The following is a 25,287-nucleotide window of genomic DNA, read 5'->3' as shown; positions in this document are numbered from 1 at the left end:
GTGAGTTGTGGCGCGGCGGCAACGTGAAGCTTCCCATACGGATCGCTGCCGCGCTCGTTGCGCTATGCGTGGCCGCCGGCGACGTCGCAGCTCGCGACGAGCCGGCCGGCTCCGATGCCTACACCTACTCGCTCGGCCAGTATCGTCCGCAGTTCACTCCCCCGCGGCCCGGCACCTATGAGCTGCCCGAGATCGGCAACGTCGCCGACCATCCTCTCGTCGACGCGCAAGGAAAACGGACGACGCTCCGTCAGGTCCTCGGTCGGCGGCTCGCGGTGGTTTCCTTCATCTACGCGAGCTGCAGCGACACCACCGGCTGCCCGATGAGCACTTCGGTGCTGCACCATCTCGACTCGCAGCTTGCCGCCGACCGTTCCCTTGCTCGCGACGTTGCGCTCGTGACGGTCAGCTTCGATCCGGAGCACGATACCGCGCGACTGGCGGCCATGCAGCAGATGCGGGCGGCGGGCTCGACGTGGCGCTTCGTCACGGCGCCGGACGAGCATTCCCTGGGCGGATTGCTCGAGGACTTCGGGCAGACGGTGACCAGGCTGGCGCGCGCGGACGGCACCTGGTCGGGGACCTACCGTCACGTGCTCAAGGTCTACCTGCTCGACCGTGAGCGCCGCGTCCGCAACATCTACAGCGTCGGCTACCTCGATCCGGATCTCGTCCTGGCCGATTTGAAGACGCTGCGCCTCGCGGAAAAAAAGCGCTCATCCCTTCGGTAGAAACCCCGCGGCAACCGGATCGTGAGGCGATCTCTGGCGCTACGATTTTTGTAGCACCCGGCCTCGCGCAACGCGCTCTCAGAGCACGATTTCGATCAGCCGCGGCCCGCGCGTCGCCATCGCATCGGCGAACTGGCTCGCGAGTTGCTCGCTCGTCTCCGCCCTGGAGGCCTCGACACCCATGCCGCGCGCAAGGGCGCACCAGTCCAGCTCCGGATTGTGAAGGTCGAGCATCGCCAGCGCCTTCGGCCCCGGCTCTCCGGCGCCGACGCGCGACAGCTCGATGTTGAGGATCGAGTACGAGCGATTGGCGAAGATCAGTGTCGTCACGTCGAGCTTCTCGCGAGCCTGGGTCCACAGAGCCTGCAGCGTGTACATGCCGCCGCCGTCTCCCTGCAGCGCGAGAACCTTGCGACCGGGGCAGGCGACCGCGGCGCCGGTTGCCAGCGGAATGCCCATGCCGATCGAACCGCCCGTCAGCGACAGCACGTCGTGGGCGGGCGCCGTCGCAGCGGCGAATGCGATCCCGAGACCGGAGGTCGCCGCCTCGTCGGCAAGGATCGCATTCTCCGGCAACAGCCGCGCGACGATCTGCCCGACGCTGAACTGGTTGAGGCCACCGGCCGGAGAGCCTGGCCTCTCCAGCACCGCGCGTGTGGCCGGCTCTTTCGGCGCGCGGATCGCATCGGCAAGCGCTTCGAGCGCACCGACTCCGTCCTCGTGCGCCTGCGCGAGGTATTGGACGCGACAACCCGCGGGTACGCACCAGCTCGGCTTGTCAGGATACGCGAAGAACGACACCGGCGGCTTCGAGCCGACGAGCAGCAGCACGTCGACGTCGGCGAGAAACTCGACGATCTGCTCGGCGAAATACGGAAGGCGCTCGACCGCGACGAGGCCGGCGCCGCGCTCGAGGCGCGGCGCGAACGTGTCGCACATCAGCCGCGCGTTGCCCGCCGCCGCGATGCGGCCGGCGGCTTCGAGCCCGGCACGCCGCAGGCATGCGCCGCGCATCAGGATCGCGACGCGTTTTCCGGAGCGGAGCACCGCCGCTGCCGCATCGATCGCATCACTGCCGACTTGCGCAGCGGCGGAAACGGCAAGCGGCGGCGCGACACCGTCGGCCTCGTTCCATGCCGTGTCCGCGGGAAGAATCAGCGTCGCGACCTGGCCCGGCGGCGACATCGCAGCCTGGACCGCGCGCGCTCCGTCGGCCGCGACCGAAAGTGCACTCGAGCTCGAATGGATCCATCCCGATACCGGGCGCGCAAAACCGGCGATGTCGGAAGCGAGAGGCGCATCGTACTGCGCATGGTAGGTCGCGTGGTCACCGACGATGTTGACGATCGGCGTCGAAGCGCGGCGAGCGTTGTGAAGATTGGCCAGTCCGTTGGCGAGGCCCGGACCGAGATGAAGCAGGGTTGCCGCCGGATGATCGGCCATGCGGCCGTACCCGTCGGCCATTCCCGTCACCGCTCCCTCGAAGAGGCCGAGGATCGCGTGCATCCCTTCGACGCGGTCGAGCGCCGAGACGAAATGCATCTCGGAGGTCCCAGGGTTGGTGAAGCAGACCCTGACGCCGCAGTGGACGAGGGTACGGATCAGGCTTTCGGCACCATTCATCGATGACCTCGGCAGGAAGAATGCCGAAGCATAAATCCGAAAAACCCGGTCAGGTACAGCAGGTCGCCGTTTCCGCGACTGCGGCCGTGCGGCGCCGCGTCCTGCAGCGCCGCGGTCGCGGCCGATTCACGCTTCCAGCGCCGCGACCTCGGTGGTGAGCCGGACGCCGATCGCGCTGGAGACGCGCAAAAGACCGCGCAGCAGCGCGTTCTGCAGCGCCGGCTCCTCGCGGCCCATGCGGTCGAACGCCTCGCGCGTGAGGAACAGGCATTCGAGTTTCCGGTCGGCGCGTACATCGGCCGTCCTCAAGCCGCCGACGAGCACTCCGGCTTCGCCGAACGCCATGCCCGGCGACAGCGTCGAGAGGCGCTTCTGCTGCCCGCTCGCCAGGTCCAGCGTCGCGCTGCACTCTCCCGAGACGACGAAGAACAGGCGGTCGGCCTCGTCGCCCTTGCTCACGACGGTGGAGCCGCGGCCGAAGCTGGCTCGTCCACAGTAGGCTGCGAGCTTGTCGATCTGTTCGGCGTTCATCCCGCGACAGAGCTGCTGGTCGGGCAGCTCGCAGGTACGGTCCGCCGCGACGGTCGGCATCCACTGGTCGAGCAGCGCGTTCTCGCACCATTCGATGCCGGCTTCGAGCTGGGCGAAATTGCGGATCCCGGCAGTATTTTCGGAGCCGAGCTGTTCTTCGGCGAATCGAACGAACGGGTGCACCGAAGCCGTGCCGGTGAGCACGCTGCGCGTGCCGTCGTTGCCGAGCGTACGCACGAGATCGATGAGCAGGCGCATCGCCGCGCCGTCGACTCCGGGCACGCGCTTGAAGTCGAGGATGACGAAGGACGGCGGCTCATGGTACGCGAGCAGGCTGCGGATCACGGTCTCGGCCGCGGCGAAGTCGATGTCGCCGTGCAGCTCGATCACGCGAGCGGTGCGGCCGTGCTCGGACAAAATCTCGAGCTCGCGGGTGCGCCTTTGCCTCTTCGAGCGCACGCTGGCCAGCGAATACTCCGATCGCACGGTAGCCATCGATGCCCGCGGCGGCGTCAGGAAATGCAGGCCCCAGTCGCGCGACAGGCGCTCGCAGGTTTTCACTCCGCGCACGCTGTTGCCGCGCTGGTCGAGGCGCGGCGAGAACACGCCGATGCCGAGGCGGCCGGGAAGCACCGCGAGAATGCCGCCGCCGACCCCGCTCTTGGCCGGCATGCCGACGCGGTAGAGCCATTCGCCGGCGTAATCGTACATCCCGCACGTCGTCATCACGCTCAGCAGGTCGCGCACGATCGGAGCGGGCACCACTCGCTCGCGGGTGACCGGATTGGTGCCGCCGCCAGCGAGCGTCGCGGCCATCACGGCGAGATCGCGGCAGTCGACGCGGATCGAGCACTGGCGAAAGTAGAGGTCGAGCGCCGGATCGGGATCCTCCGAGATGATTTCGAAATTGCGCAGCATGTGCCCGATGGCGCGGTTGCGGTGACCGGTGGTTTTTTCCGAGATGTAGACCGCCTCGTCGAGATCGAGGCGGCGGCCCGCGTACATCGAGAACACGGCGAGCACGCGCTCGAAGCGGTCGTTTTCGGATCTCCCCGCGACCATCGACGCAGCGGCGATCGCTCCTGCGTTGATCATCGGGTTGAGGGGGCGGCCCGTGGCCGGCTCGAGGCTGATCGAGTTGAACGCGTCCCCGGTCGGCTCCACTCCGATCTTCGAGAGCACCGTGTGCTTGCCGCGATCCTCCAAAGCGAGGCCGTAGACCAAGGGCTTGGAAATCGACTGGATCGTGAACGGAACGCGGGTATCCCCGACTTCGTAAACCGCGCCGTCCGCGGTCGCGATCGCGATGCCGAACCAGGCCGGGTCGGCCTTGGTCAGCTCCGGAATGTAGGACGCGACCACGCCGTCGTCGACGGGGGCGAGCTCTTCATGGACGCGCTCGAGGTAGCGGCGGATCGGGGAGGTAGCGGGGGGACGGGAGTTGATCTCGGACAAAAGGAACCTCCTGCGACCGGTCGTGGACCCGGTCGGATCGGTGGTCCCCGGGGTCTTGTGCCAGAGTGTCGCCCCGACGCAAGATACGCCCGATGCCTCGCGCCGGATTGCCGGCGCGGCGGATGCCGGCCCAGACTGCGCAGGCAGATTGCGCGCCTGCGAAGCCGGCCCGGCAGATTGCGCGCCTGCGAAGCGGGCGCGGCAGAAAGGAGACCCACCCATGGACTTCCGCCAGACGATCGAAACCACCGGCACCTGCCGCTTTTTCCGCAGCGATCCGGTACCGCTGGAGGTGCTCCGGCGCGTCCTCGACGCCGCTCGCTGGGCGCCGACCGGCGGCAATCGCCAGGGCGTGCGCTTCGTCGTCGTGCGGGACGCGGCAAAACGGAAAGCCATTCGCGACCTGTACGTGCCGCTCTGGGAGCAGTACGCATCGCGAGCGACGGTGAAGCCCGGCGCTCCGATGCCTCGCCTCCTCGCCAACGCCGATCACATGGCGCGGCAACTCGACAAGGTTCCGGTGCTCATCGTCGTCTGCGCCCAGACCGCCGACCTGATGGCCACCGACCGACACCTCGATCGCGTGTCGGTGGTCGCCGGCGCATCGATCTATCCGTCGGTGCAGAACCTGCTGCTCGCCGCGCGCACCGAGGACCTCGGTACCGCGCTGACGACGCTGCTGTGTGCCGTGGAGCCGAAGATGAAGGAACTGCTGTCGATTCCCGACGGCGTCGCCACCGCAGCGATGATTCCGCTCGGATACCCCGAGAAGGATTTTCCGAAAAAGCTGGCGCGCAAGCCGGTCGAAGAGATCGCATTCGGCGACCGCTACGGCGCCGCGTTGTTCTGAAGCGGGCGCCTGCCGGCGCGGAGCCAGGCACCACCGCGGCGGCGCCTGACCCCAACCCGGAGCAGTTGCCGATTCTCCTACGTCGTCACGACGAAGCCGGAGCGGGGGAAATGCACCGCAACCTCACCGAGCTCGTCGTCCTCGCGCACGATCGTGATCTCGCTCGGCGTGATGCGTCGCACGACACCACGCGACTGCTCCGATCCGATGTCGTCCGCACGAATGGCGACGGTATCGCCGACACGCACGTCGCCCATCGACATGCCCTCGACTACGCGAAGGTCGACCGGCGTGGCGACCTTCGCGATGCGAAGCGCCTCGTCCCTTCGCATCGGCGTCACGTCTCCCGGACCGAATGCATCGATGCGCTGCACCCACTGCGCCAGTGCAGGTCTCGCTTCGACCGCTTCGTACAGATGAGATGCGTAGCGCAGGAACCACAGCGGGTGGTAACAGGCTGCGTCCGCGAGCGTGAACTGGTCGCCGGCAAGCCACGGCCGCTCGCGCAGCACGCTTTCCAGCTCATCCATCGACAGCAGCGACTGGCTGCGCGTGTGCGGAGCCATCATCGTCAGCGACTGCTTCGACAGCAGCGGCGACATCGCGGCGCGGTCATCGAGGATGCCGTCGGGAAGCCCCGGCAGGATCTCGACGATCACCGCGGGCACGACCTGGCCGCTGAAACGGTGGTCGGCCCAGTCCTCGATCATCGCGACCTGGCCGCCCAGATCGGCCGGAATGCAGGCCGGATCGGGAAACAGCTCCTCGAGACGGCGTGCGATGCACGCGGTGTCGCAGTAGATGTCGGCGCCGATCTGCATCACCGGGATCTTGCGGTACCCGCCGGTGAGCGATGTCAGCTCCGGCTTCGGCATCATGTTCGGCTCCTCGACCGAGCGCCATGCGACCTTCTTGTATGCAAGGATGCGCCGGATCTTCTCGGCGAACAGCGACAGCGGATAGTGGTGCAGGATGATGTCGTGCTGGTTGATGTCGTGCTGAATGATCTCGTTCATGACGCTCAGGCCTTCGCGGTGCAGACTGCTTCGACGTTGTTGCCATCGGGATCGACGACGAAGGCCGCATAGTAAGTAGGGCCGTAGTCGCCGCGGACTCCGGGCCTTCCGTTTTCGCGGCCTCCCGCCTCGAGCGCGCCGCGGTGGAAGGCGTCGACGCCGGTGCGGTCATGCGCGCGCAGCGCGACGTGCGTGGCGCACGGCGCGCCGTCGCCGGCGAGCAGCCACAGCGCCGGTTCGCCGTCGGGGCCAAAGGCGGCGCTGGCGTTGTCGCGGCAGCACAGCACGTGGCCGAGCGGCGCCAGCGCTGCCCCGTAAAAGCGGATGCTTGCGTCGAGGTTGCGGACTTTCAGGCCGATATGGTCGAACATTGCGATGACCTCCTGCGTAGCCGGGAGACGCAAGGGCCTCCGGGCTGGTGATGGAAGTCAGCGTACGGCGAAAGCACCGAGCCGTTCTTGGAGAATCTTGCGGTCCCCGCGCGCCATCCGGCGAAATCCGAGCGGGGAGATCCCCGCGGCGCGATGGAAGGTGCGGACGAAGTTCGACAAGTCGCCGAATCCGACTTCGTAGGCGACGTCGGTCACCGACCGCTCCTCTTCGGCGAGCAGCCGCGCCGCGCGTCGCAGGCGCGAGCGCACGAGGTACTGGTGAGGGGTCACGCCGAGCACTTTCGAGAACGTGCGCAGGAAATGAAACGGGCTGACGCCCGCCTCGCCTGCGCTCGCATCGAGATCCACCGCATCGGCAGAGTTCTCGTCGATCCACAGCGCCGCCTCGACTGCGCGGCGGCGGCTTCGCGCATCTGCCGCCGGCGCGGGCGCGGTGGCGGCGCCTGCAACGATCTCGAGGAAGCGCGACGCGAGCAGGTAACCGGCTTCATCGACGCCGACTTCGCTGGCGCCGCCGGCGGCGGCCTGGGCCAGCTCGCCGAGCACCATCAGCTCGGACAGCGGAGGCAGGGCACCGCTCTGCCACATCGCGGCGACCGAAGCTCCGAGACTCTCGGCCGCCTCCGGATCGAAATGGACCGACAGGCAGCGGTCGCCATGGACGTGGTCGTGGGTGCAGACGAACTCGTCGCCGGGATGGCCGACGAGAAGGGAACCGGCAACGAGCTCGTGGTGTCGTCCCCCGCAGCGGTATCCGAACGAGCCTTCGCGCACGTACGCGATCGAGAATCCCTTGTGGATCTCGACCGAAGCCCGATCCTCGGGCCCCAGATCGCACTGGTAGTCCTGGACCTTGAGGAACGGGCTGTCATGCACGGTCCGGATGCCCATTTGGCCTGGACGTTAGCGCCCGGGGCAGCGCCCGGCAATGGCAGCAAATCCCCCGCGCGGGCCCGCGCTTGCGGCCGGCCGGGCTGCAGCCCGGCTCCCGCCGGTTGCGACTCCGGCCGGATCGTGGTTCTAATCCCCGATTCCGATCCCCAGGAGCGGTGTTAGAAGCATGTCCGTCAAGATCCGACTGTCCCGCCACGGCGGCAAGAAGAAGCCCTTTTACCGGGTTGTCGTCGCCGACGAGCGCGCGCCTCGCGACGGCCGCAACCTCGCGCTGGTGGGCACCTACAACCCCCTGGTCGAACCTGCCAAGATCCAGCTCGACGCGGAGAAAATCGGCTCATGGCTGAAGAAGGGCGCGAAGCCGACACCGATCGTGGCCAAGTTGATGAAGCAGGCGGGACTGCCGGCCTGAACCAGGCCGAGGTCTCCTTGTTCGATCTCGTCGACTTCCTGGCCCGCAGCCTCGTGCTGCATCCGGATTCCGTAATCGTCCGCCAGAACTCGGCCGAGGCGCAGACCAGCTTCGAGCTGCGCGTCCACAAGGAAGACCTCGGTCGCGTGATCGGCAAGCAGGGCCGCACGGCCAAGAGCCTTCGCACCATCCTCAACGCTGCCGCTTCGCGCGTCCAGCAGAAGGCTTCCCTCGAAATCATTGAGGAATGATCCGCGCGGGGTCGTGCTCGGCTATGTCGCCAGACCCAACGGGCTGCGCGGCGCCGTCGTCGCCCACGTCGATCCGTCCATGATTCCCTCCTTCGTGCGCGGCCTTGAGGTCACTCTCGAGTGCCGCGATGCCACGCAGATTGCCACCAAGGTGCGCAGCTCGGCGCCCGTTCGTGGCGGAGTCCGCCTCGAGCTCGACAACGTCAGTGACCGCAGCGGCGCCGAGGCGCTGGTCGGCGCGAAGATTCGCGTCGAGCGCGAACGTCTCGGGTCTTTGGCCGAAGACGAATACCTCGACATCGACCTCATCGGCCTGGCCGTCGTCACCGAGGACGGGCGCGAGCTTGGATCGATCGTCGAAGTGATGGCGACCGGCGCCAACGATATCTACGTGGTGCGGGCGGAAGGCGGCAGCGAGATCCTCGTGCCTGCCGTTGCCCACGCGCTGGTTTCGGTCGACCTCGAGGCGCGGCGCGTGGTCGTGGTGGCCGCAGCGCTCGAATACGGAAGCGAGCCGGCGGGCACGCAAAAACCGTGATGTTCTTCGACGTCATCACGCTGTTTCCCGAGTTCATCACCGCCGGCGCCCATGTCGGTGTTCTCGGCCGCGCTCTCGAAGCCGGCCTCGTCACCGTACGCGCCCACCAGCTTCGCGACTACACCGGCGGAAGTCCGCATCCGGTGGACGACTCGCCGTACGGTGGGGGCCCGGGCATGGTGATGCGCGTCGAGCCGATCTATGCGGCGGTCGACGACGTCGCCGCGCGCTTCTCGCCGGCGCATCGAATCCTGCTGACGCCGCAGGGCAGTCCGTTCACGCAGGCCGCGGCGCGGCGCCTTGCGGAACATGCTTCGCTGCTGCTCTTCTGCGGCCGCTACGAAGGCGTCGACGAGAGAGTACGGCCTCTTTTCGACGAGGAAATCTCGATCGGCGACTACGTGCTGACGGGCGGCGAGCTCGGCGCGCTCGTCGTCATCGACGCGGTGTCGCGCCTGGTGCCGGGCGTACTCGGCAGCTCGGCCTCGTCGTCCGCGGAAAGCTTCAGCGATCCGGAGCTCCTCGAATATCCGCAGTACACCAGGCCCGCGCAGTTTCGCGGCATGTCGGTGCCGAGCGTCCTTACGTCCGGCAATCACGCCGAGATCGAGCGATGGCGCCGCGAGCAGTCCGCGACGCGCACGGAGGCGCGCCGGCCCGATCTCGCACAGAGGCGCCGTGGCTGATCTGCTGGTCGCGCTCGTCCATTACCCCGTCTACGACCGCAACGGCGACATCGTGACGAGCGCGATCACTCCGATCGACGTTCCCGACATCGCAAGAAGCTGTCGCACGTACGGCGTTGCCGGCTTCTACGTCGTCTCGCCGGTCGATGCGCTGCGCGGCCTGGTCCACCGCGTGATCCGCCACTGGGAAGGCGACGGGCCGAAGGACTACAACCCGAGCCGCAACGAGGCGCTCGCGCTGGTGCGGCTCGAGTCCGATCTCGAAGGCGTAGGCATTGACGTCGAGCGGCGCTACGGCTGCCTGCCGCGTCTTTTTGCGACCAGTGCGCGCGCGTTGGAGCGGTCCGTTTCGTTCCCGTCGATGCGCGAACACCTGGCGGCGCCGGGGCCGCCGTGGCTGATGCTGCTCGGTACCGGCTCCGGGCTGGCCGACGAGGTGGTTGGCCGCTGCGAGGCAATTGTCGAGCCAATTCACGGGCCCGGCGACTACAATCACCTTTCGGTCCGGGCCGCCGCGGCAGTGCTCCTTGACCGGCTGAAAAGTCCGCGGTAGGAAACCCGCTTCTACTTTTCCCGAGGAGCCCCTTTCGTGGACGTCATCAAGGCCCTGAACGCGGAGCAGCTCCGCAGCGACATTCCGGATTTTCGCCCCGGGGACACTTTGCGCGTCCACGGCATCATCGTCGAGGGCGACAAGGAGCGCATCCAGGTCTTCGAGGGCGTCTGCATCCGCCGCTCCCGCGGGGGCCCGGCAGCCACCTTCACCGTGCGCAAGAGCTCGTACGGAGTCGGCGTCGAGAGAACCTTCCCGCTTCATTCGCCCCGCGTCGACAAGATCGAGGTCAAGAGCCGCGGCGAGGTTCGGCGCAGCCGCCTGTTCTACCTGCGCGACCTTTCCGGCAAGGCGGCCCGCATCCGCGAGCGCAAGGTCGCGACCTCGTCCTGAACCGCGCCGCATGACGCATCGTGGAACGGCGCCGGGAGCAATCCCGGCGCCGTTTTCATTTCTGCGCCGCCGAAGTTCGGCTTCTTTTCTGCGCCGCCGAAGTTCGGCGGCGATGGGGGGTGCATGCAGTCGCAGCGCGATATAACGTGCGCGGGCGCGAACGGGCTCGATCGTCGTAGCCGAGGCGACGCGCTCCCGGAGGGATCCCATCGATGACGATCTTGCGACCGCTTGTGCACGCGACGCTCGCGCTCGCCGTCTGTACCGCCGCGACCGGCGTTTTCGCAACGGACGCAGCAGCGCAGACGAAGCCGAACATCCTCTACGTCATGGCCGACGACCTCGGCTGGAAGGACGTCGGCTTCCACGGCTCGGACATCAAGACGCCGAGCCTCGACAAGCTGGCCGCCGAAGGCGCTCGCCTCGAGCAGTACTACGCGCAGCCGATGTGCACGCCGACGCGCGCGGCACTGATGACGGGACGCTATCCGTTCCGTTATGGCCTGCAGACCGTCGTGATTCCGTCGGGGCACACGTACGGCTTGCCGACGGACGAGTGGCTGCTCCCCCAGGCGTTGAAGGAGGCAGGCTACCAGACCGCGATCATCGGCAAGTGGCACCTCGGGCACGGCGACCAGAAGTACTGGCCGCGCCAGCGCGGCTTCGACTTCCAGTACGGCCCGCTGATCGGTGAGCTCGACTACTTCACCCACGAGCAGCACGGGGTGGTGGACTGGTTTCGCGACAACAACAGGGTCGTCGAGCCCGGCTATACGACGACGCTGCTCGGTAATGCAGCTGTCAAGCTCGTCGAGGTCCACGACAAAGCGACACCACTGTTTCTCTACCTGGCCTTCAACGCGCCCCACACGCCGTACCAGGCCCCGCCGGAGTATCTGGCTCGCTACGCGAGCATCGCGGATCCCTCGCGGCGTGCCTACGCCGCCAGCATCACCGCGATGGACGACCAGATCGCGCGCGTGCTCGACGCGCTCGAGAAGCAGGGGATGCGCGACAACACGATCGTCGTGTTCCAGAGCGACAACGGCGGCACCCGCCACGCGATGTTCGCCGGCGAGCTGGACATGGCCAACGTCAAGATCCCCTGCGACAACGGGCCCTATCGCGAAGGCAAAGGCACGCTCTACGAGGGCGGTACCCGGGTCGTCGCGCTCGCCAACTGGCCCGGCCACATCAAGGCCGAGGAAGTCGGAGGCATGATCCACGTCGTCGACATGTATCCGACCCTGGCGGCGCTGGCCGGCGCGACCACCGCCAAGGCGAATCCGCTGGACGGAATGGACGTCTGGAAAACGATCAGCCAGGGCGAAGCTTCGCCGCGAACCGAGCTCATCTACAACATCGAAGCGTTTCGCGCCGGCGTGCGCGAGGGCGACTGGAAGATGATCTGGCGAACGCCGCTGCCGTCCACCGTCGAGCTCTTCAACATCGCCGAGGATCCCTCCGAGAAGAACAACCTCGCGGCCAGCTATCCCAACAAGGTCGCGGCGCTCGAGCAGAGGGCGAACGAGCTGGCAGCCAGCGGCGTGCCTTCGACGCTGCTGAAGATCGAGTTCGGCGAGCTCACCAAGCGCCTCAAGGCTCCGCCGGCCCTGCCAGGCGAGGATTTCGACCTCGACCAGGAGCCCTGAGCGGGGCTTGCGCGCTCGCTCCGCTGCCTGTCTCAGGCGCCGCCGGAGCGGCGCGGAAACCGCGCGCCGAACGCCTCGTTCTCGAGCGCGAAGGCATTGGTCGCGAACGAGATCACGTGGTAGAGGCCGGCGAGCACGACGAGCTCGACGAGCTGCTCCGCGGAGAATTCGGCCGCCAGATCTGCCCACAGCGCCTCGCTCACCGTCGCGGTCGCATGCAGCTCGTCGCACAGCTTCATCAAGAGCTGCTCGCGCGCCGAAAATCCCGAGGCTGCCGGATCCTCGGCACAAAGCCCGGCGATCTCTTCGTCCGAAAAGCCGACCCTGGCGCCGAAGAACGTGACGTGCACGCCCCACTCATACTCGGAGCCGCAGCGCCACGTCGTGCGATCGATGACGATCTCGCGCTCGCGCAGCGTGATGCTGCCGCGGTCGAGAAGGCCGCCGGCCATGACGCGGCCGAAGACCCTCTCGTTGACAGCCAGCGTGCGGAACAGAAGCAGCGGCTCGACTCCCGCGGGCATGATCTTCGCGAGCCACGCGCCGGTCTGCCCGGACCAGGGCGGCTCGGCGGGCGCGACGCGCGGCGTACCGGATTGGGCAGCGACGGGGGCTTGGTGGCTCACGCAGACTCCTCCTGTTTTCCCCGCATCGGATGCCGGGGCATCGGGTTCCGGCCCCGAACCCGGCTTTCCGCGCCCTTCGGGCTGGGACCGGGGCAGGCGCGGTGCTACAATTTTTGTAGCGCTACGATTTTTGTAGCGCAAGCCGCCGCACGGCGTCGTTCGCCGGCTGCGCCGCGGAGGAAACGCCGCCATGGCCCGAAGCTCGTCCCTGGAACCCGAACCATCTCCGCCGCGCCGCGCTGCGCGCGGATCGCGCACCGGCCGGCCGGTCATGGCCCTGCTCGACCTCCTCGGCAGACGCTGGTCGCTTCGCGTGCTGTGGGAGCTTCGCTCGGGACGACGCACCTTCCGCGACCTCTGCAAGGCGTGCGAGGGGGTCAGCCCCGGCTCTCTCAACCTGAGGCTGCACGAGCTTCGCGAGGCGCGGCTGATCGACCTCGAAGAGGGCGAAGGCTTCGGGCTGGCTCCGCTAGGCACGGAGCTCGTCGAGCGATTCCTGCCGCTGGTCGAATGGTCCGAGCGCTGGGCCCGCGCGGCTCGCAGCCATCGCTGATGCGCGCATTTCCGGTCCGGTGCACGGCGACATCGAGATCGCGATCACCGGCGTTGCACGGCAGCGAAACGATCCGGTTCGTCTTGCGCACGACGCGCCCTGCGTGCACCCTCGGCCAACGGGAGGGACAACCAACATGATCCTGCATCGTACTCGCGCGACGGGGCTGGCCGCGCTCGCAACCTGCACCGCCGCGCTACTCGCGCTTGGCGGGTGCGCGGGCCAGCAGTCGCTTTCCGACATGCCCGGCCTGGCCGACGTCAGGCCCCTCGGGCCCGACGGTCAGAAGTGCTTCGACTTCTGTGCTTCCTCGGAAGTTGCCTGCAAGGACATGTGTCCCGAAGGCGGGGACTTCGTCGGCGAGTGCCACACCGACTGCCTCACGGACACCAAATACTGCCTGGCCGATTGCCCCAACCTGCAACGGCCGGAGCCTGCGCCCAAGAACTGAGCGCAAGAACTCAACGCAGGAACTGCGCCATAGGAACGGAGCCCGGCGCCGTACGCTGCCGCACCCCGGCGTGCGCGAGGTCGCAGCGCCGCGAGCGGCCGCGTCAGCTTTCGCCGGCCCGATGACAGGCCGTGCTGTGTCCGCTGCGGTCGAGAAGCTGCGGCGCTTCGACGCGGCAGCGCTCGATCGCAATCGGGCAACGCGGGTGGAACGCGCAACCCTTCGGCGGATCGATCGGGCTCGGTACGTCGCCGCCGAGAACGATGCGCTTCTTCCTGTCCTTTCCTTCGATCGTCGGTACCGCCGACAGCAGCGCCTGCGTGTACGGATGCTGCGGCGACGAATAGATGCTGGAGGCCGGCGCCGTCTCGACGATGCGGCCGAAGTACATCACCGCCACGTCATGGCTGATGTGCTCGACGACGCGCAGGTCGTGCGAGATGAACGCGAACGCGAGCGAGCGCTCCTGCTGCAGGTCCATCAACAGGTTGAGGATCTGGGCGCCGATCGACACGTCGAGCGCCGAGACCGGCTCGTCGGCGACGATGAACCGCGGCGAAAGTGCCAACGCACGTGCGATGCCGACTCTCTGGCGCTGCCCCCCGCTGAATTCGTGCGGGTAGCGATCGTAGGCGTCCCGTCCGAAGCCGACGCGCGCGAGCAGCTCGTCGACGCGGGAGCGAAGCTCGGCCCCGGTGGCGACTCCGTGCACCTCGAGTCCTTCACCGACGATGCGGCCGACGCGCATGCGCGGGTTCAGCGACGCATACGGATCCTGGAAGACGATCTGCATGTCGCGGCGTGCCGTGCGCAGCGCGCGCGGCGCCAGCGAAGCGAGATCGACGCCGTCGAACTCGACGCTCCCCGACGTAGGTACGAGAAGGCGTAGCAGCAGGCGCCCGAGCGTCGACTTTCCGCACCCGGACTCGCCGACGATGCCGAGGGTTCGTCCTTCCTCGATGCGAAGGTCTACCGAATCGACGGCGCGCAGCGCGCGGTGGCGGCCGAACGCCCCCGACGGGAGCAGGAACTCCCTGGTGAGGCCCTTCGCCTGCACGAGCGCGCCGCCGTTGCCGCCGCTCATGCGCGAGCCTTTTCTTCGCGCATCGTGACGATGCACGCGGCCGCGCGGTCGCCGTCGAACCGCTCCAGTGCCGGGTCGATGCGCGCACAGTCGGGCTCGGCCAGCTCGCAGCGGTCGCGGAAGCGGCAACCGGAAGGCAGCTCGGTCAGGCGCGGGACGAACCCGGGAATCGCATCGAGGCGCGCGCGCGGGTTTCCGAGACGCGGCACCGAGCGCAGCAGCCCGCGCGTGTACGGATGGCGGGGATCCGCGAAAACGGCCTCCACGGGCCCTTCTTCGATGACGCGACCGGCGTACATGACGAGCACCCGCTCGGCTCTCTCGGCGACGACACCGAGGTCGTGGGTGATCAGCAGCAGCGCCATGCCGAGCTTGTCGCGAAGTCCGTCGAGAAGCTCGAGGATCTGTGCCTGGATCGTCACGTCGAGTGCCGTCGTCGGTTCGTCGGCAATCAGGAGCTCGGGGTGGCACGAAAGCGCCATCGCGATCATGACACGCTGGCGCATGCCGCCGCTCAACTGGTGCGGATAGGCCCGGGCCCGCTCGGCGGCATCGGGCATCTCGACGAGCTCGAGCATCTCCACCGCTTTTTTCCACGCGTCCGCGCGCGTGACGTTGCGGTGCAGGCTGACGGCCTCTGCAATCTGGAAGCCGATCGTCAGCACCGGATTGAGGGACGTCATCGGCTCCTGGAAGATCATGCCGATGCGCGCGCCGCGCACGCGCCGCATCTCTTCGTCGGACATGGGCAGCAGGTCCTTGCCGTCGAGAAGTACGCGACCCGCGGCGATGCGGCCGGCGGGAGCCTGGACGAGGCGCAGGATCGACAGCGCCGTGACACTCTTGCCGCAGCCGGATTCGCCGACGAGCGCCACCGTTTCGCCGTGGCCGACGCAAAAGCTCACACCGTCCACTGCGCGCACGGTGCCGGCTTCGGTCTGGAACGTCGTCACGAGGCCGTCGACCTCGAGCAGCGTCTGCTTGCGCCCGCGCTCGCTCACCTGGATTTCAGCCTCGGATCGAGCACGTCGCGAAGCCCTTCGCCGAGAAGATTGTAGCCGAGCACCGTAACGAGGATCGCCAGGCCCGGATAGACGGAGAGCCACCACGCCACGCCGAGGGTCTCCTTGCCTTCGGTGAGGATGTTTCCCCAGCTCGCGGTGGGTGGCTGCACGCCGATGCCGAGGAAAGACAGCGCGCTCTCGATGAGAATCGCGCCGGCAACGCCGAGAACGGCGGAGACGAATACCGGCGCCATCGCGTTCGGAAGCGCGTGGCGCGCGATGATCCGCATCGGCGTCATGCCGAGCGCGGTGGCCGCGACGATGAAATCGCGCTCGCGAAGGCTCATCACCTCGGCCCGCACCAGGCGGCAGACGCCCATCCACGAGGTCACGCCGATCACCGCCATGATGTTCCAGATGCTCGCATCCAGGTACGCGATGACGGCCAGGATGAGGAAGAACGTCGGGAACGTCAGCATCACGTCGACGAAGCGCATGATCACGGCGTCGACCATGCCGCCGAAGAAGCCCGAGACCGCGCCGAGTGCGACTCCAATGGTGGTGGAGATTCCCACCGCCACGAAGCCGACCATCAGCGAGACGCGGGCGCCGAACAGCATCCGGCTCGCCACGTCGCGGCCGAGGCTGTCGGTCCCCAGCAGATGCGCTGCGCTCGGGCCTTCCAGGACGTGCTTCGCATCGAAATCGTAGGGATCCCACGGCGCGATCCACGGTGCGGCCAGCGCCAGCACGAAAAGCGTCACGACGATGATAGCGCCGGCGACGGCGAGCGGATTTCCGAGCAGCCGGCGAAGCATCTCAGCCCTTCCTCAGCCGCGGATCGACCGCGACGTAGAGCAGGTCGGCCGCGAGGTTGCCGAGCAGGGTGAGGATGGCGCCGAACATCAGCACACCCATGACGACCGGATAATCGCGTGCCATGACGCTGCTGAAGAACAGGCGTCCCATGCCCGGAATCGAAAAAATCTGCTCGGCGATCACCGAGCCGCCGATGAGGCCCGGAATCGACAGGCCGAGAAGAGTGACCACCGGCAGCAAGGCATTGCGCAGCGCGTGGCGGCGCAGCACCACCCGCTCCTCCAGGCCTTTGGCTCGCGCGGTCTGCACGTAGTCCTGGCGCAGCACTTCGAGCATGCTCGAGCGCATGTAACGCGACATGCCGGCCAGGCCGCCGAGAGCCGCAATCGTCACCGGCAAAATCAGGTGTTTGACCGAGTCGGCGATCTTGCCGAGCAGCGACATCGAAGGATAGTCGATGGAACGAAGCCCGGAGATCGGCAACAGGTTCAGCTCGGCCCCGAACAGCGTCATCGCGAGCAGCGCGGCCCAGAAATCCGGCGTCGCAAAGCCGATGAACACGAGCACCGTCGTGACGCGATCGCCCAGCGAATACTGCCGGGCCGCAGAATGGATGCCGATGGGAATCGCGAAGGCCAGCACGAGCGCCAGCTCGAGCACGTTGAGCATCACCGTGATCGGCAGGGCTTCGAGAATCTTGTCCACCACCGGGCGCCGGTCGCGCGAGAACGACGTCCCGAGGTCTCCATGGACCACCCGTCCGAGCCACAGGCCGTACTGCACGTACAGCGGCTGGTCGAGGCCGTAGAATTTCTCGAGCTTGATCCTGTCTTCCGGGCTCGCCTTCGGGTTGAGGTCCGTCATCAGATCGACGGGGCTGCCCGGCGCCAGCGTCATCACCGAGAACGAGACGAGCGAAATCCCGAGCAGCAGCGGCACGAATCCGGCCAGGCGCCTGGCAAGGTAGGAAAGCATCTCGGCTACTCGGTGATCACGTACTTCTGCTGGCCCTTGGGGACGTACCAGAACGGAAAGTTCCACGAAATGCCGGCCGGGGCCGCCTCGATCCCGTGAAACCGCGCCGCGACGATCGGCGTCGCCTCGGGTACGTACAGGAACGTGTAGGGCTGTTCGTCGTAGAGGATTTCCTGGAAGCGGTCGTAAATGCGCTTTCGCTCGGCTTCGTCGAACGTGCGGCGGCCCTTCTCGAGAAGATCGTCGACTTCCTTGTTCTTGTAGTCGATGAAGTTGAACTGCTTGTACCCCGTCTTCTCGGAATCCCAGATGTCGAACTGGTCGGGATCCAGCGACAGGCCCCATCCGAGCACGATCACTTCGAACCGGCGCTTGTCGATGAAGTCGTTGATGAACGCCGACCATTCGAGGACACGCACCTTGACGTCGACGCCGATGTCGCGCAGGCGCTTCTGGATGATCGTCGCGGTCTTCAACCGGGTCTCGTTGCCCTGGTTCGTCAGGATCGTGAATGCGAACGGCTTGCCGTCCTTGTCCAGGATGCCGTCGCCGTCGCTGTCGGTCCAGCCGGCCTCGGCCAGCAGCGCGCGGGCCTTGCCGGGATCGAACGGGTAAGGCGGCAGCTTGTCGTTGGTCCAGATCGTTCCGGGCCGGTACGGTCCTTCGCACGGCTTTCCGAGGCCGAACAGCACCGCATCGACGATCTCCTGCTTGTTGACGGCCATCGAGAACGCGCGGCGCACGCGTACGTCGGCAAAGCGCGGATCGTCCAGGTTGTAGCCCATGTACGTGTACGCGTTGGAGACGAAGCGGTACTTGCGGAAATCGCGCGCGAAGACCGGCGTCGAAGTCTGGCGCGTGAACTGAAGCGGCGTCAGCGTCATCGAGTCGATGCCGCCGGCCTGGAGTTCGAGGAACTGCGTCGCCTGGTCGGGGATGATCCGGTAGACGATCTGCTCGACCCACGGCCAGCCGCGGTAGTATCCCGGGTTCGATCGCACGCTGAAGCGCGTGTTGCGCTGCCAGTTCTCGAACCGGTACGGCCCGAGTCCGACCGGGTGCTGTGCGAACTCGATGTTGTTGTTGATGTTCTTGCCTTCGAGAAGATGGCGCGGCAGGACCACCATCGACCCCCACGACGCGAGCGCCGGGGCGAATGGTTTTTCGTAGACGACGCGGAACGTCCAGTCGTCGAGCACTTCCAGCGACTTGGCCTGCTTGTAGTCTTCCGCGTAAGCGGTGAGCGTGGCCGGATCGCGGATCAGGTTGAAGCCGAATTCGACGTCGCGTGCGGTAAACGGCTGCCCGTCGGTCCACTTCACGTCGTGGCGCAGATGGAACGTGAGCTTGAGGCCTCCGTCCTCGACGTCCCATTTCTCGGCCAGGCGCGGCTCGAGCGTGCTCAGCGTCTTGTCGTATTCGAGAAGCCCGTCGAAGATGTCGTTGGCGTACTCGCTCGACGAGCTGTCGGAAGCGAGCATCGGAATGAGCGTCGAAGCATCCCCGATGGTGCCGTAGACGATCGCGTCGCCATGCGCGGGCTGGTCGTCGCCCTCGCCTCCGACATTCTGCACGGATTGCTCGGGCCGCCGCTCGCAGCCGGCGGCAACTACAAGCGCAAGGAGCGCCAGTGCCGGCCACACACGGCGACTTGCCTTACGTGCCACCGGTGCCCTCCGTATCGATATTGACGGAGCGTGCGCCCGCAGGCCGGTCGATGTGGAAAGCCTCGTCGGCCAGCACGACGCCCCGCTGCACGTTCTGGTACTCGAGCTCGAGATGGCTGCCGTCGCGGAAGCTCACGTTGATGCGGTACGGCACGCGGATCCCGGATACGTCGCGATAGTCTTCGTACGCGACCTCGACTTCGTGGCGGTCGCGGTCGCCGGAGATTTTCACGCGAAGCGGCTCGTAGCTGTTCGCATCGACGACGAATTCGAGGGTGCCGCCGCCGCCGAGCACGCGGCGCAGCAGCCAGCCTCCTTCGGTCGGCTGCACCGGTTGCCAGCGCTTGTCGCCGAGCGCCGGTGGAACGCCGCGCAGCACGGCCGCGAGCTCGGTCGCACCGAGAGGAACACCGATGAAGTGCCGGAAGCTCTCGGCACCGGCCTGGCCCTCGTAAAAGACGCTCTTGCGACGGTCGTAAGCCGACAGCTGCTTGCCGTCGGTCGCGACGGTGTAGCTCACGCCGAACGGGTGGATCACGTCGATGCGCGCGCGGGACGGCGCGCGCACGACGATCACCTGCGTCGAGCGGAAGCTCTGTTGCGGAGAGGTGTAGTCGAGGCGGGCCTGGGCGCGGAACGTCGCCAGCGCGCGGTCGCGCGCCTGCAGGACGTCGGTGATCTGCTTGACGGTCGGAGCGGCGCCGGTCGGAGTGGGGGCGTGGGGCCGGACCGGCACCGTCGCCGCGCACCCGCACAGCGCGGCCAGCACGAAGGCGGCCGCGCGGAACAGCTCAGAGGTCCTCGCCGGCCAGAGCGCCATTGCTGCCGTTCCAGCGGCTGCGGATCTCGTGGATCTTGCGCTCCAGCGAGCGGCGCTGATCCGGGTCCTCCGTTCTCGCGGCGGCGTCGCGGTAGCTGCGTTCGGCATCGACGTCGCGGCCGACCTTGAGATACACGTCGCCGAGGTGCTCGACGATCACCGGGTCGCGGCCGCCGAGCGACGTCGCCTTCTCCAGCTCGCGGACGGCAGCGGCGTAGTCCTTCTTCTGGTAGTAGACCCACGCCAGGCTGTCGACGATCGCGGCGTTGTCGGGATGCATCTCGAGCGCCTTGCGGATCAGCTTTTCGGCCTCGTCGATGTTCTGGCCTTTCTCGGCCCACGTATAGCCGAGGTGGTTGAGCGCATCGGCGTTCTGCGGATTGATCGCGAGCACCTGCTTCAGCGTCGCAATCGCCTTGTCCTTGTCGCCGGACTCGTCGTAGAGCCATGCCAGGCCGTACAGGTACGCGTCGTTCTTCGGATCGAGCGCGACCAGGCGCCTGGCGATCGTGATCGCCGCCGTGTACTGCTTCTTGGTCCGGTACAGCGCGATCAGGCGACGCAGGCCGTCGGCGTTGTCGGGCGCGGCCACGAGCAGCTTCTGCACGGCGTCGATCGCACCATCGACGTTGCCTTTCTCCTCGAGGATGCTGCTGAGGAACAGTCTCGCGTCGACGTAGCGCGGCGCGCGAGCGGAGACCAGGGCCAGCTCGCGCGCGGTGCCGTCGAGATCGCCGACCTTGTCGTAGGCTAGCGCAAGCCAGTAGCGGATTTCGTCCTCGCCGGGCCTCGCGCCGAGCACGATGTGGAAATCGGTGATGGCGCGCACGTAATCGCCGCGCTGGAAGTCGATCAGCCCGATCTTCGCGCAGGTAGCCAGAGGGTCCTCGGCGAAGTCGACGAGGCTCTCGTATTTTTTCAGCTTGGCGTCCAGGTGCGGGTCGTTCTCGTCGAGGGGACCGATCTGGCGCCGCGCCTGCTCGAGCTGGGGATTGAAGTCGATCGCGCGATTGAAGCTGTCGATCGCCTTCTTGCGCATGCCGAGCCGGACGTAGACGAACGCGGTGTGCAGGTGCAGCTCGGCGATCGATGCGTTCAGGCGCGCCGCGTGCTTGAGCGAGCGCAGCGCGTCTTCGTACTGGCCGGTTGCCGCCAGCGATTTGCCGAGCCCGAAATTCGCGATGAACGACTCCGGGCTGATCGCAGTGGCGCGGCGAAGCACCTCGACCGCGTGCGCGTGGTCGCCGACGCGGCTGTACAGAGCGCCGAGCAGCACGAGGGCTTCCTCGTTGTCCGGCTTGATCACGAGCACTTCCTGCAGCTCGCCGATCGCGCGCTGGTATTCCTGCAGCGCGATGTCGACGCGCCCGGCGAAAAGTCGCGGCTCGATCTCGCCGGGCTGAAGCGTCACGAGCACAGCGGCCTGCTCGCGCGCCTTGGCCAGCTCGCCGCCGCGCACGTACAGCTCGGCAAGCTCGGCGCGAAGGCGCGGCACCTTGGGATCGGCGGCCACGGCCTTGACGGTCTCTCGCGTCGCCGTCTCGTAGTCGTTGTCGAAGCGCGCGACGATGGCCGCGAGGAAATGTCCCCGAGCCTTGTCGCTCTCGCTCACGGTCGGGCGCTCGGTGAATTCCGCGCCCGAAGCCTGGCGACGCTCGTCGCTGACGGGGCGCGGTCCGTGCGTGCCCATTGCCGAGCAGCCTGCGAGAACCGCCGGAAGGACAAGGAATAGAAATGGCAAAGCCTGGACCGAAGGCCTGAGCGCGACGCGGCAGCGTCGCAGCCCCCGGCAACCGAAGAGAATGCTCGACATGGCGGTCGCCGAACTTACCACGCGCCTCGCGACGGGGACAATTCGCCGACTCGCCGGGGCCGGCGCCCCGGTTGCGCGCGTGGGGCCCGTCCGTTAAGGCGCGCCGGTGTTCCTTCGCTGGCTGTTTTCGGTGTTCCCGTTCGAGATGCGCCAGGGATGGGCCCTGGTGCGCCCCGACCTCCTGCTGTGGCTCGCATTGTCGGCGCTGATCGCCGTGGCCGCCCTGTCGATGCCGGCACCGAGCGACGAGCCGCCGCCACTGCTGCCTTTCCTCGTGACGGTGGTCTCGGGGCTCGTCACGTCGATGCTTCCCGCGGTGCTGTTCACGGCCCAGCTCGAAGGACGCCAGCTCACGTGGCCGCCCGTGATTGCGCTGATGGCCAGGCGAGTGTTTCCCCTGGTGGTCTACGCGATCGTCGCGATCTCCATCGCCTGGGGAGCCGAGACCGCGATGCTGCTGGCAATGACGGCGGCTCTCGGAAACTCCCCTATCCTGATTCCGGCCAGCACAGCGGCCGGTGTCGTGATCCTGGTCTCCATCCTCGTGCGCTTCAGCTTTCTCTCCTTTCTGGTGATCCTGCTCGAGCGCGATCGCATTCCGCCTGCGCTCTGGCAATGGCAGCGCTGGCCCTGGCTGGCGCCGCTGGCATGGCCGCTGACGGCCAGCTCACGCCTGACGGAGAACAACCGCTGGCGCCTCGTGTTCTACACGCTTCTCGGGCAGGCGCTGCCGGTGGCGGCGGCGCTGTCTCCGCGCGAATACCTGCTTCCTGCCTCGATGCTCGCGACGATCGTCCTGACGACGGTGCAGGCGGCGATCTTCCTGCACTACCGGCGGCGCTGTGCCGAGACGGGAGTGCCCGAACCCCGGCTTCCGATCGAGGAAGCGCTGACGACCTGAAAGACCAGACGGAGTTTTCCAGGCGGCGGCTATTCGCGCCCGCGGCGGGAATGGCCGCCGGTTTCGTGCGGATGACCGGCGCCTTCGTGCGAATCGCCGCCGTCGCCATGGTCACAGTCGGCCAGGGAGCCGATCCAGACTTCCCCGCCCTCGAAATGTTCCTTCTTCCAGATCGGCGCGACCTGCTTCAGCGCGTCGATGCAGTAATGGCACGCTTCGATCGCCTCGAAACGGTGTGGCGCCGACACCGCGATGGCGACGCTCGCTTCCCCGAGCGGAACGGTGCCCTTGCGGTGCACGATGGCCACGCGCGTGATTTCCCAACGCTCGGCGGCCCGCGCAGCGATCTTCACGAATTCGGCGACCGCCATCTCGTCGTACGCTTCGTATTCGAGCTTGAGGACGCTGCGCCCGCGGTTGGTGGCGCGCGTCGTGCCGAGGAAAGTCGCGACGGCGCCGGCCGACGGATCGGAGACGAACGAAACGAGGGAGCCGAGATCGATTGCAGCGCCGGTGATGCGTGCCAGAGGCGCCGCGGCCTCTGCGCCGTGCGCCTGCGGAGCACCGCCGGCAACCGGCGGAATCACCGCGACTTCGTCCTGGTCCGCGAGCACGTGCGAATCGCCCACGTACTCGCGATTGACGGCGACACGAAGCGATCCGGCACCGAGCGCAAAGATGCCGTGGTCGCCGGCAAGCTCCGTCATCAGCTCGGCGACGGTGATGCCGTCTGCCACGCGACGTTCTTCGCGCGTGCGCCCGAGTTTTTCGCGGACGATGCCGAAATAAAGAAGGTGGAGATTCACGGCGTTCCTCGCCGGTGGTCGTGAGCCTCGCAGCGCGGCCGCGCAAGGCCGACGACGTGAGCGAGCTGCGGAAGGATCAGGCGCTGCATCGCCAGGCGGCACGCGCCAGTCGAGCCGGGCATCGAGAAAACCGCCATCGTGCCGGCCAGGCCTGCCACCGCACGCGACAGCATCGCCGCCGCGCCGATCTCTTCGAAACTGAGCGCCCGGAAGAGCTCGCCGAATCCGTCGATGCGCTTGGTGAGCACGGCGCCGACCGCTTCGAACGTCGTGTCGCGCGCTGCCAGGCCCGTGCCCCCCGAAAGGAGCACGGCATCGATCCGTCCCGCCGACGCCAGCTCTTCGAGAACGGTGCGTACCAGCGTCGGCTCGTCGGCAACGATGCGGCTGGTCTCGACGCGGTGGCCGGCGGCAACCAGGAGCTCGCGAATCTCGCGACCCGAAATATCGGTTTCGAGCGTACGTGTATCGGAGACGGTGATCACTGCGCAGGCGATCGCACGCGCATCGCCGGCGTGGTGGTGAGAGGCAGCGTCGCCGTGCGAGCCCGCATCACGGTGATCGGGAGAAGCCGACGTCGCTGCGGGCCGCTTGCCGGAGCCTGGATTGCCGTCGCGGTGCACGGGCTTCGTCATTTCACAGGACGGTGCCGGCGCCAAGGCGTCGGCGCATCCGCCGCCGCATCCGTCGCCGCTGCCCGTGAGGCCCCGCGAGAGCGGGCAAGAGCCGGGTGGAACCGGCCGTTTTTCCGGTTATACCGGCACGATGTCCCCTGCTGCGCCGACTGCGCCGAGCGAGATGCAGACTGCGGCCGGCCGCACGGTCTACGTCGAGACCTACGGCTGCCAGATGAACGTCTCCGACAGCGAGCTGATCGCCGGAGTGCTCGCTGCCCGCGGCTATCGCGAGGTCGACGCGCCCGACGCGGCCGACGTCATCCTGCTCAATACCTGCGCGATCCGCGAAAATGCCGAAGAGAAGGTTGCCAGGCGCGTCCGCCAGCTCATTTCCGAACGTCGCGGGCGCCGCCGCGCGCGCATCGGTCTTGCCGGCTGCATGGCCCAGCACCACCGCGACCGCCTTCTCGATGCGATACCCGGCCTCGACTTCGTCGTCGGTCCCGACGGCTACAGGCGGCTCGGCGACCTTCTCGAGTCGGACGAGCCGGCCATTGCCGTCCAGCTCGACCGTCGCGAGACGTACGCCGACATCCTGCCGGCGCGAAAGTCCGGCGTGCGCGCCTATCTTACGATCATGCGCGGCTGCGACCGCTTCTGTACGTTCTGCGTCGTCCCTTTCGTGCGCGGTCGCGAGCGAAGCCTGCCGCCGGAAGTCCTTCGCGAAGAGCTCGTGCGAATCGCAGGCGAGGGATTTCGCGAAGTGATGCTGCTCGGCCAGACCGTCAACTCGTATCGCCACGACGAGACCGGATTTGCCGAGCTGCTGCGCCTTGCGTGCGACGTCGACGGAATCGAGAGAATCCGCTACACCTCGCCGCACCCGGCGGATTTCGACGACGCGACCATCGCCGCGATGGCCGATTGTCCGAAGCTCGCACCGTACGTGCACCTTCCGCTGCAGAGCGGCTCGGATCGCATCCTCGAGGCGATGCAGAGGGGGCACACCATCGCGCAATATCGCGAGCTGGTCGTCCGGTTGCGGCGCGCCGTACCCGGTCTTGCGCTGTCGACCGACATCATCGTCGGTTATCCCGGCGAGAGCGACGAGGACTTCGAAGCGACTTCGTCGCTGATGGACGAGGTCGGCTTCGACCACGCGTTCCTGTTCCAC

General features: G+C 67.3%; 28 protein-coding genes. 13 read left to right on the top strand and 15 right to left on the bottom strand.

Annotated features, from left to right (window positions below; translation table 11 throughout):
* The first annotated feature begins 23 nt into the window (after positions 1-23).
* Complete coding sequence (locus tag VGK20_14620) at positions 24-731, top strand: SCO family protein (GenBank protein HEY2775279.1); 708 nt, start codon at positions 24-26, stop codon at positions 729-731.
* Positions 732-809: 78 nt separating this feature from the next.
* On the opposite strand, the gene VGK20_14615 is transcribed toward VGK20_14620, so the two are convergent.
* Both VGK20_14615 and glsA read right to left on the bottom strand, forming a co-directional pair.
* On the bottom strand, positions 810-2,354 hold the full coding sequence (locus tag VGK20_14615; protein HEY2775278.1) for an acetolactate synthase large subunit: 1,545 nt from the start codon (positions 2,352-2,354) through the stop codon (positions 810-812).
* A gap of 126 nt (positions 2,355-2,480) precedes the next feature.
* Complete coding sequence (gene glsA, locus VGK20_14610) at positions 2,481-4,340, bottom strand: glutaminase A (protein HEY2775277.1); 1,860 nt, start codon at positions 4,338-4,340, stop codon at positions 2,481-2,483.
* A gap of 220 nt (positions 4,341-4,560) precedes the next feature.
* On the opposite strand from glsA, the gene VGK20_14605 reads away from it, so the two are divergent.
* Positions 4,561-5,190, top strand: a complete 630-nt coding sequence (locus VGK20_14605) for a nitroreductase family protein (protein HEY2775276.1) — start codon at positions 4,561-4,563, stop codon at positions 5,188-5,190.
* A 77-nt stretch (positions 5,191-5,267) separates the two neighbouring features.
* On the opposite strand, the gene VGK20_14600 is transcribed toward VGK20_14605, so the two are convergent.
* From VGK20_14600 to VGK20_14590, 3 genes are read right to left on the bottom strand one after another with little or no spacing between them, the layout of a single operon-like run.
* Entirely contained in the window at positions 5,268-6,206 is a 939-nt protein-coding gene (locus tag VGK20_14600; protein HEY2775275.1) for a glutathione S-transferase family protein, read from the bottom strand.
* Between the two features lie 5 nt (positions 6,207-6,211).
* Positions 6,212-6,577, bottom strand: a complete 366-nt coding sequence (locus VGK20_14595; protein ID HEY2775274.1) for a VOC family protein — start codon at positions 6,575-6,577, stop codon at positions 6,212-6,214.
* A 57-nt stretch (positions 6,578-6,634) separates the two neighbouring features.
* On the bottom strand, positions 6,635-7,489 hold the full coding sequence (locus VGK20_14590) for an AraC family transcriptional regulator (GenBank protein HEY2775273.1): 855 nt from the start codon (positions 7,487-7,489) through the stop codon (positions 6,635-6,637).
* A 169-nt stretch (positions 7,490-7,658) separates the two neighbouring features.
* On the opposite strand from VGK20_14590, the gene rpsP reads away from it, so the two are divergent.
* From rpsP to VGK20_14555, 7 genes are all read left to right on the top strand, one after another.
* Positions 7,659-7,904, top strand: coding sequence for a 30S ribosomal protein S16 (gene rpsP / locus VGK20_14585; protein HEY2775272.1), 246 nt, complete (start codon positions 7,659-7,661; stop codon positions 7,902-7,904).
* Positions 7,905-7,921: 17 nt separating this feature from the next.
* Positions 7,922-8,155 carry a KH domain-containing protein gene (locus VGK20_14580; GenBank protein HEY2775271.1) on the top strand — a complete coding sequence of 78 codons (234 nt, stop codon included), beginning with the start codon at positions 7,922-7,924 and terminating at the stop codon, positions 8,153-8,155.
* A complete protein-coding gene (gene rimM / locus VGK20_14575; GenBank protein ID HEY2775270.1) occupies positions 8,145-8,693 on the top strand; it encodes a ribosome maturation factor RimM in 549 nt (182 codons plus the stop codon). The genes VGK20_14580 and rimM overlap by 11 nt, the downstream gene beginning before the upstream one ends.
* Complete coding sequence (gene trmD / locus VGK20_14570) at positions 8,693-9,379, top strand: tRNA (guanosine(37)-N1)-methyltransferase TrmD (GenBank protein HEY2775269.1); 687 nt, start codon at positions 8,693-8,695, stop codon at positions 9,377-9,379. The genes rimM and trmD overlap by 1 nt, the downstream gene beginning before the upstream one ends.
* Positions 9,372-9,932 (top strand): RNA methyltransferase, encoded by a 561-nt coding sequence (locus VGK20_14565; GenBank protein HEY2775268.1) that lies wholly within the window; start codon positions 9,372-9,374, stop codon positions 9,930-9,932. Before trmD ends, VGK20_14565 begins: the two co-directional genes overlap by 8 nt.
* A gap of 36 nt (positions 9,933-9,968) precedes the next feature.
* Positions 9,969-10,325 (top strand): 50S ribosomal protein L19, encoded by a 357-nt coding sequence (gene rplS / locus VGK20_14560; protein ID HEY2775267.1) that lies wholly within the window; start codon positions 9,969-9,971, stop codon positions 10,323-10,325.
* A gap of 212 nt (positions 10,326-10,537) precedes the next feature.
* Positions 10,538-11,977, top strand: coding sequence for an arylsulfatase (locus VGK20_14555; GenBank protein HEY2775266.1), 1,440 nt, complete (start codon positions 10,538-10,540; stop codon positions 11,975-11,977).
* Between the two features lie 32 nt (positions 11,978-12,009).
* Here the strand turns inward: VGK20_14555 and VGK20_14550 are convergent, their stop codons facing one another.
* The gene (locus tag VGK20_14550; protein HEY2775265.1) at positions 12,010-12,603 is read right to left on the bottom strand and encodes a carboxymuconolactone decarboxylase family protein; all 594 of its coding nucleotides are present in this window, start codon (positions 12,601-12,603) and stop codon (positions 12,010-12,012) included.
* 190 nt (positions 12,604-12,793) lie between these two features.
* Between VGK20_14550 and VGK20_14545 the strand changes: the two genes are divergently transcribed.
* Entirely contained in the window at positions 12,794-13,156 is a 363-nt protein-coding gene (locus tag VGK20_14545; GenBank protein ID HEY2775264.1) for a helix-turn-helix domain-containing protein, read from the top strand.
* A 136-nt stretch (positions 13,157-13,292) separates the two neighbouring features.
* Positions 13,293-13,607, top strand: a complete 315-nt coding sequence (locus VGK20_14540) for a hypothetical protein (GenBank protein ID HEY2775263.1) — start codon at positions 13,293-13,295, stop codon at positions 13,605-13,607.
* A 103-nt stretch (positions 13,608-13,710) separates the two neighbouring features.
* Here the strand turns inward: VGK20_14540 and VGK20_14535 are convergent, their stop codons facing one another.
* From VGK20_14535 to VGK20_14505, 7 genes are all read right to left on the bottom strand, one after another.
* Positions 13,711-14,691, bottom strand: coding sequence for a dipeptide ABC transporter ATP-binding protein (locus VGK20_14535; GenBank protein ID HEY2775262.1), 981 nt, complete (start codon positions 14,689-14,691; stop codon positions 13,711-13,713).
* Positions 14,688-15,692 carry an ABC transporter ATP-binding protein gene (locus VGK20_14530; GenBank protein HEY2775261.1) on the bottom strand — a complete coding sequence of 335 codons (1,005 nt, stop codon included), beginning with the start codon at positions 15,690-15,692 and terminating at the stop codon, positions 14,688-14,690. Before VGK20_14530 ends, VGK20_14535 begins: the two co-directional genes overlap by 4 nt.
* Positions 15,689-16,513: an ABC transporter permease gene (locus VGK20_14525; GenBank protein HEY2775260.1), complete on the bottom strand. Its 825-nt coding sequence runs from the start codon at positions 16,511-16,513 to the stop codon at positions 15,689-15,691. Before VGK20_14525 ends, VGK20_14530 begins: the two co-directional genes overlap by 4 nt.
* 1 nt (position 16,514) lies before the next feature.
* A complete protein-coding gene (locus tag VGK20_14520; GenBank protein HEY2775259.1) occupies positions 16,515-17,489 on the bottom strand; it encodes an ABC transporter permease in 975 nt (324 codons plus the stop codon).
* Positions 17,490-17,494: 5 nt separating this feature from the next.
* Positions 17,495-19,063, bottom strand: a complete 1,569-nt coding sequence (locus VGK20_14515; GenBank protein HEY2775258.1) for a peptide-binding protein — start codon at positions 19,061-19,063, stop codon at positions 17,495-17,497.
* Between the two features lie 82 nt (positions 19,064-19,145).
* On the bottom strand, positions 19,146-19,976 hold the full coding sequence (locus VGK20_14510; protein ID HEY2775257.1) for a DUF4292 domain-containing protein: 831 nt from the start codon (positions 19,974-19,976) through the stop codon (positions 19,146-19,148).
* A complete protein-coding gene (locus tag VGK20_14505) occupies positions 19,948-21,666 on the bottom strand; it encodes a tetratricopeptide repeat protein (protein ID HEY2775256.1) in 1,719 nt (572 codons plus the stop codon). The genes VGK20_14510 and VGK20_14505 overlap by 29 nt, the downstream gene beginning before the upstream one ends.
* Positions 21,667-21,895: 229 nt before the next feature.
* On the opposite strand from VGK20_14505, the gene VGK20_14500 reads away from it, so the two are divergent.
* The gene (locus VGK20_14500; GenBank protein HEY2775255.1) at positions 21,896-22,690 is read left to right on the top strand and encodes a hypothetical protein; all 795 of its coding nucleotides are present in this window, start codon (positions 21,896-21,898) and stop codon (positions 22,688-22,690) included.
* A 29-nt stretch (positions 22,691-22,719) separates the two neighbouring features.
* Here the strand turns inward: VGK20_14500 and moaD are convergent, their stop codons facing one another.
* Positions 22,720-23,496, bottom strand: a complete 777-nt coding sequence (moaD, locus tag VGK20_14495) for a molybdopterin converting factor subunit 1 (GenBank protein HEY2775254.1) — start codon at positions 23,494-23,496, stop codon at positions 22,720-22,722.
* A complete protein-coding gene (locus VGK20_14490; protein HEY2775253.1) occupies positions 23,493-24,131 on the bottom strand; it encodes a MogA/MoaB family molybdenum cofactor biosynthesis protein in 639 nt (212 codons plus the stop codon). Before VGK20_14490 ends, moaD begins: the two co-directional genes overlap by 4 nt.
* Before the next feature lie 130 nt (positions 24,132-24,261).
* Here VGK20_14490 and miaB point away from each other — a divergent pair.
* The coding region (gene miaB / locus VGK20_14485; protein ID HEY2775252.1) for a tRNA (N6-isopentenyl adenosine(37)-C2)-methylthiotransferase MiaB at positions 24,262-25,287 on the top strand (1,026 nt) is incomplete at its 3' end.

Source organism: Candidatus Binatia bacterium, from assembly GCA_036493895.1.
GTDB lineage: Bacteria > Desulfobacterota > Binatia > UBA1149 > CAITLU01 > DATNBU01.
This window is presented reverse-complemented; position numbering and strand designations above follow the sequence as displayed.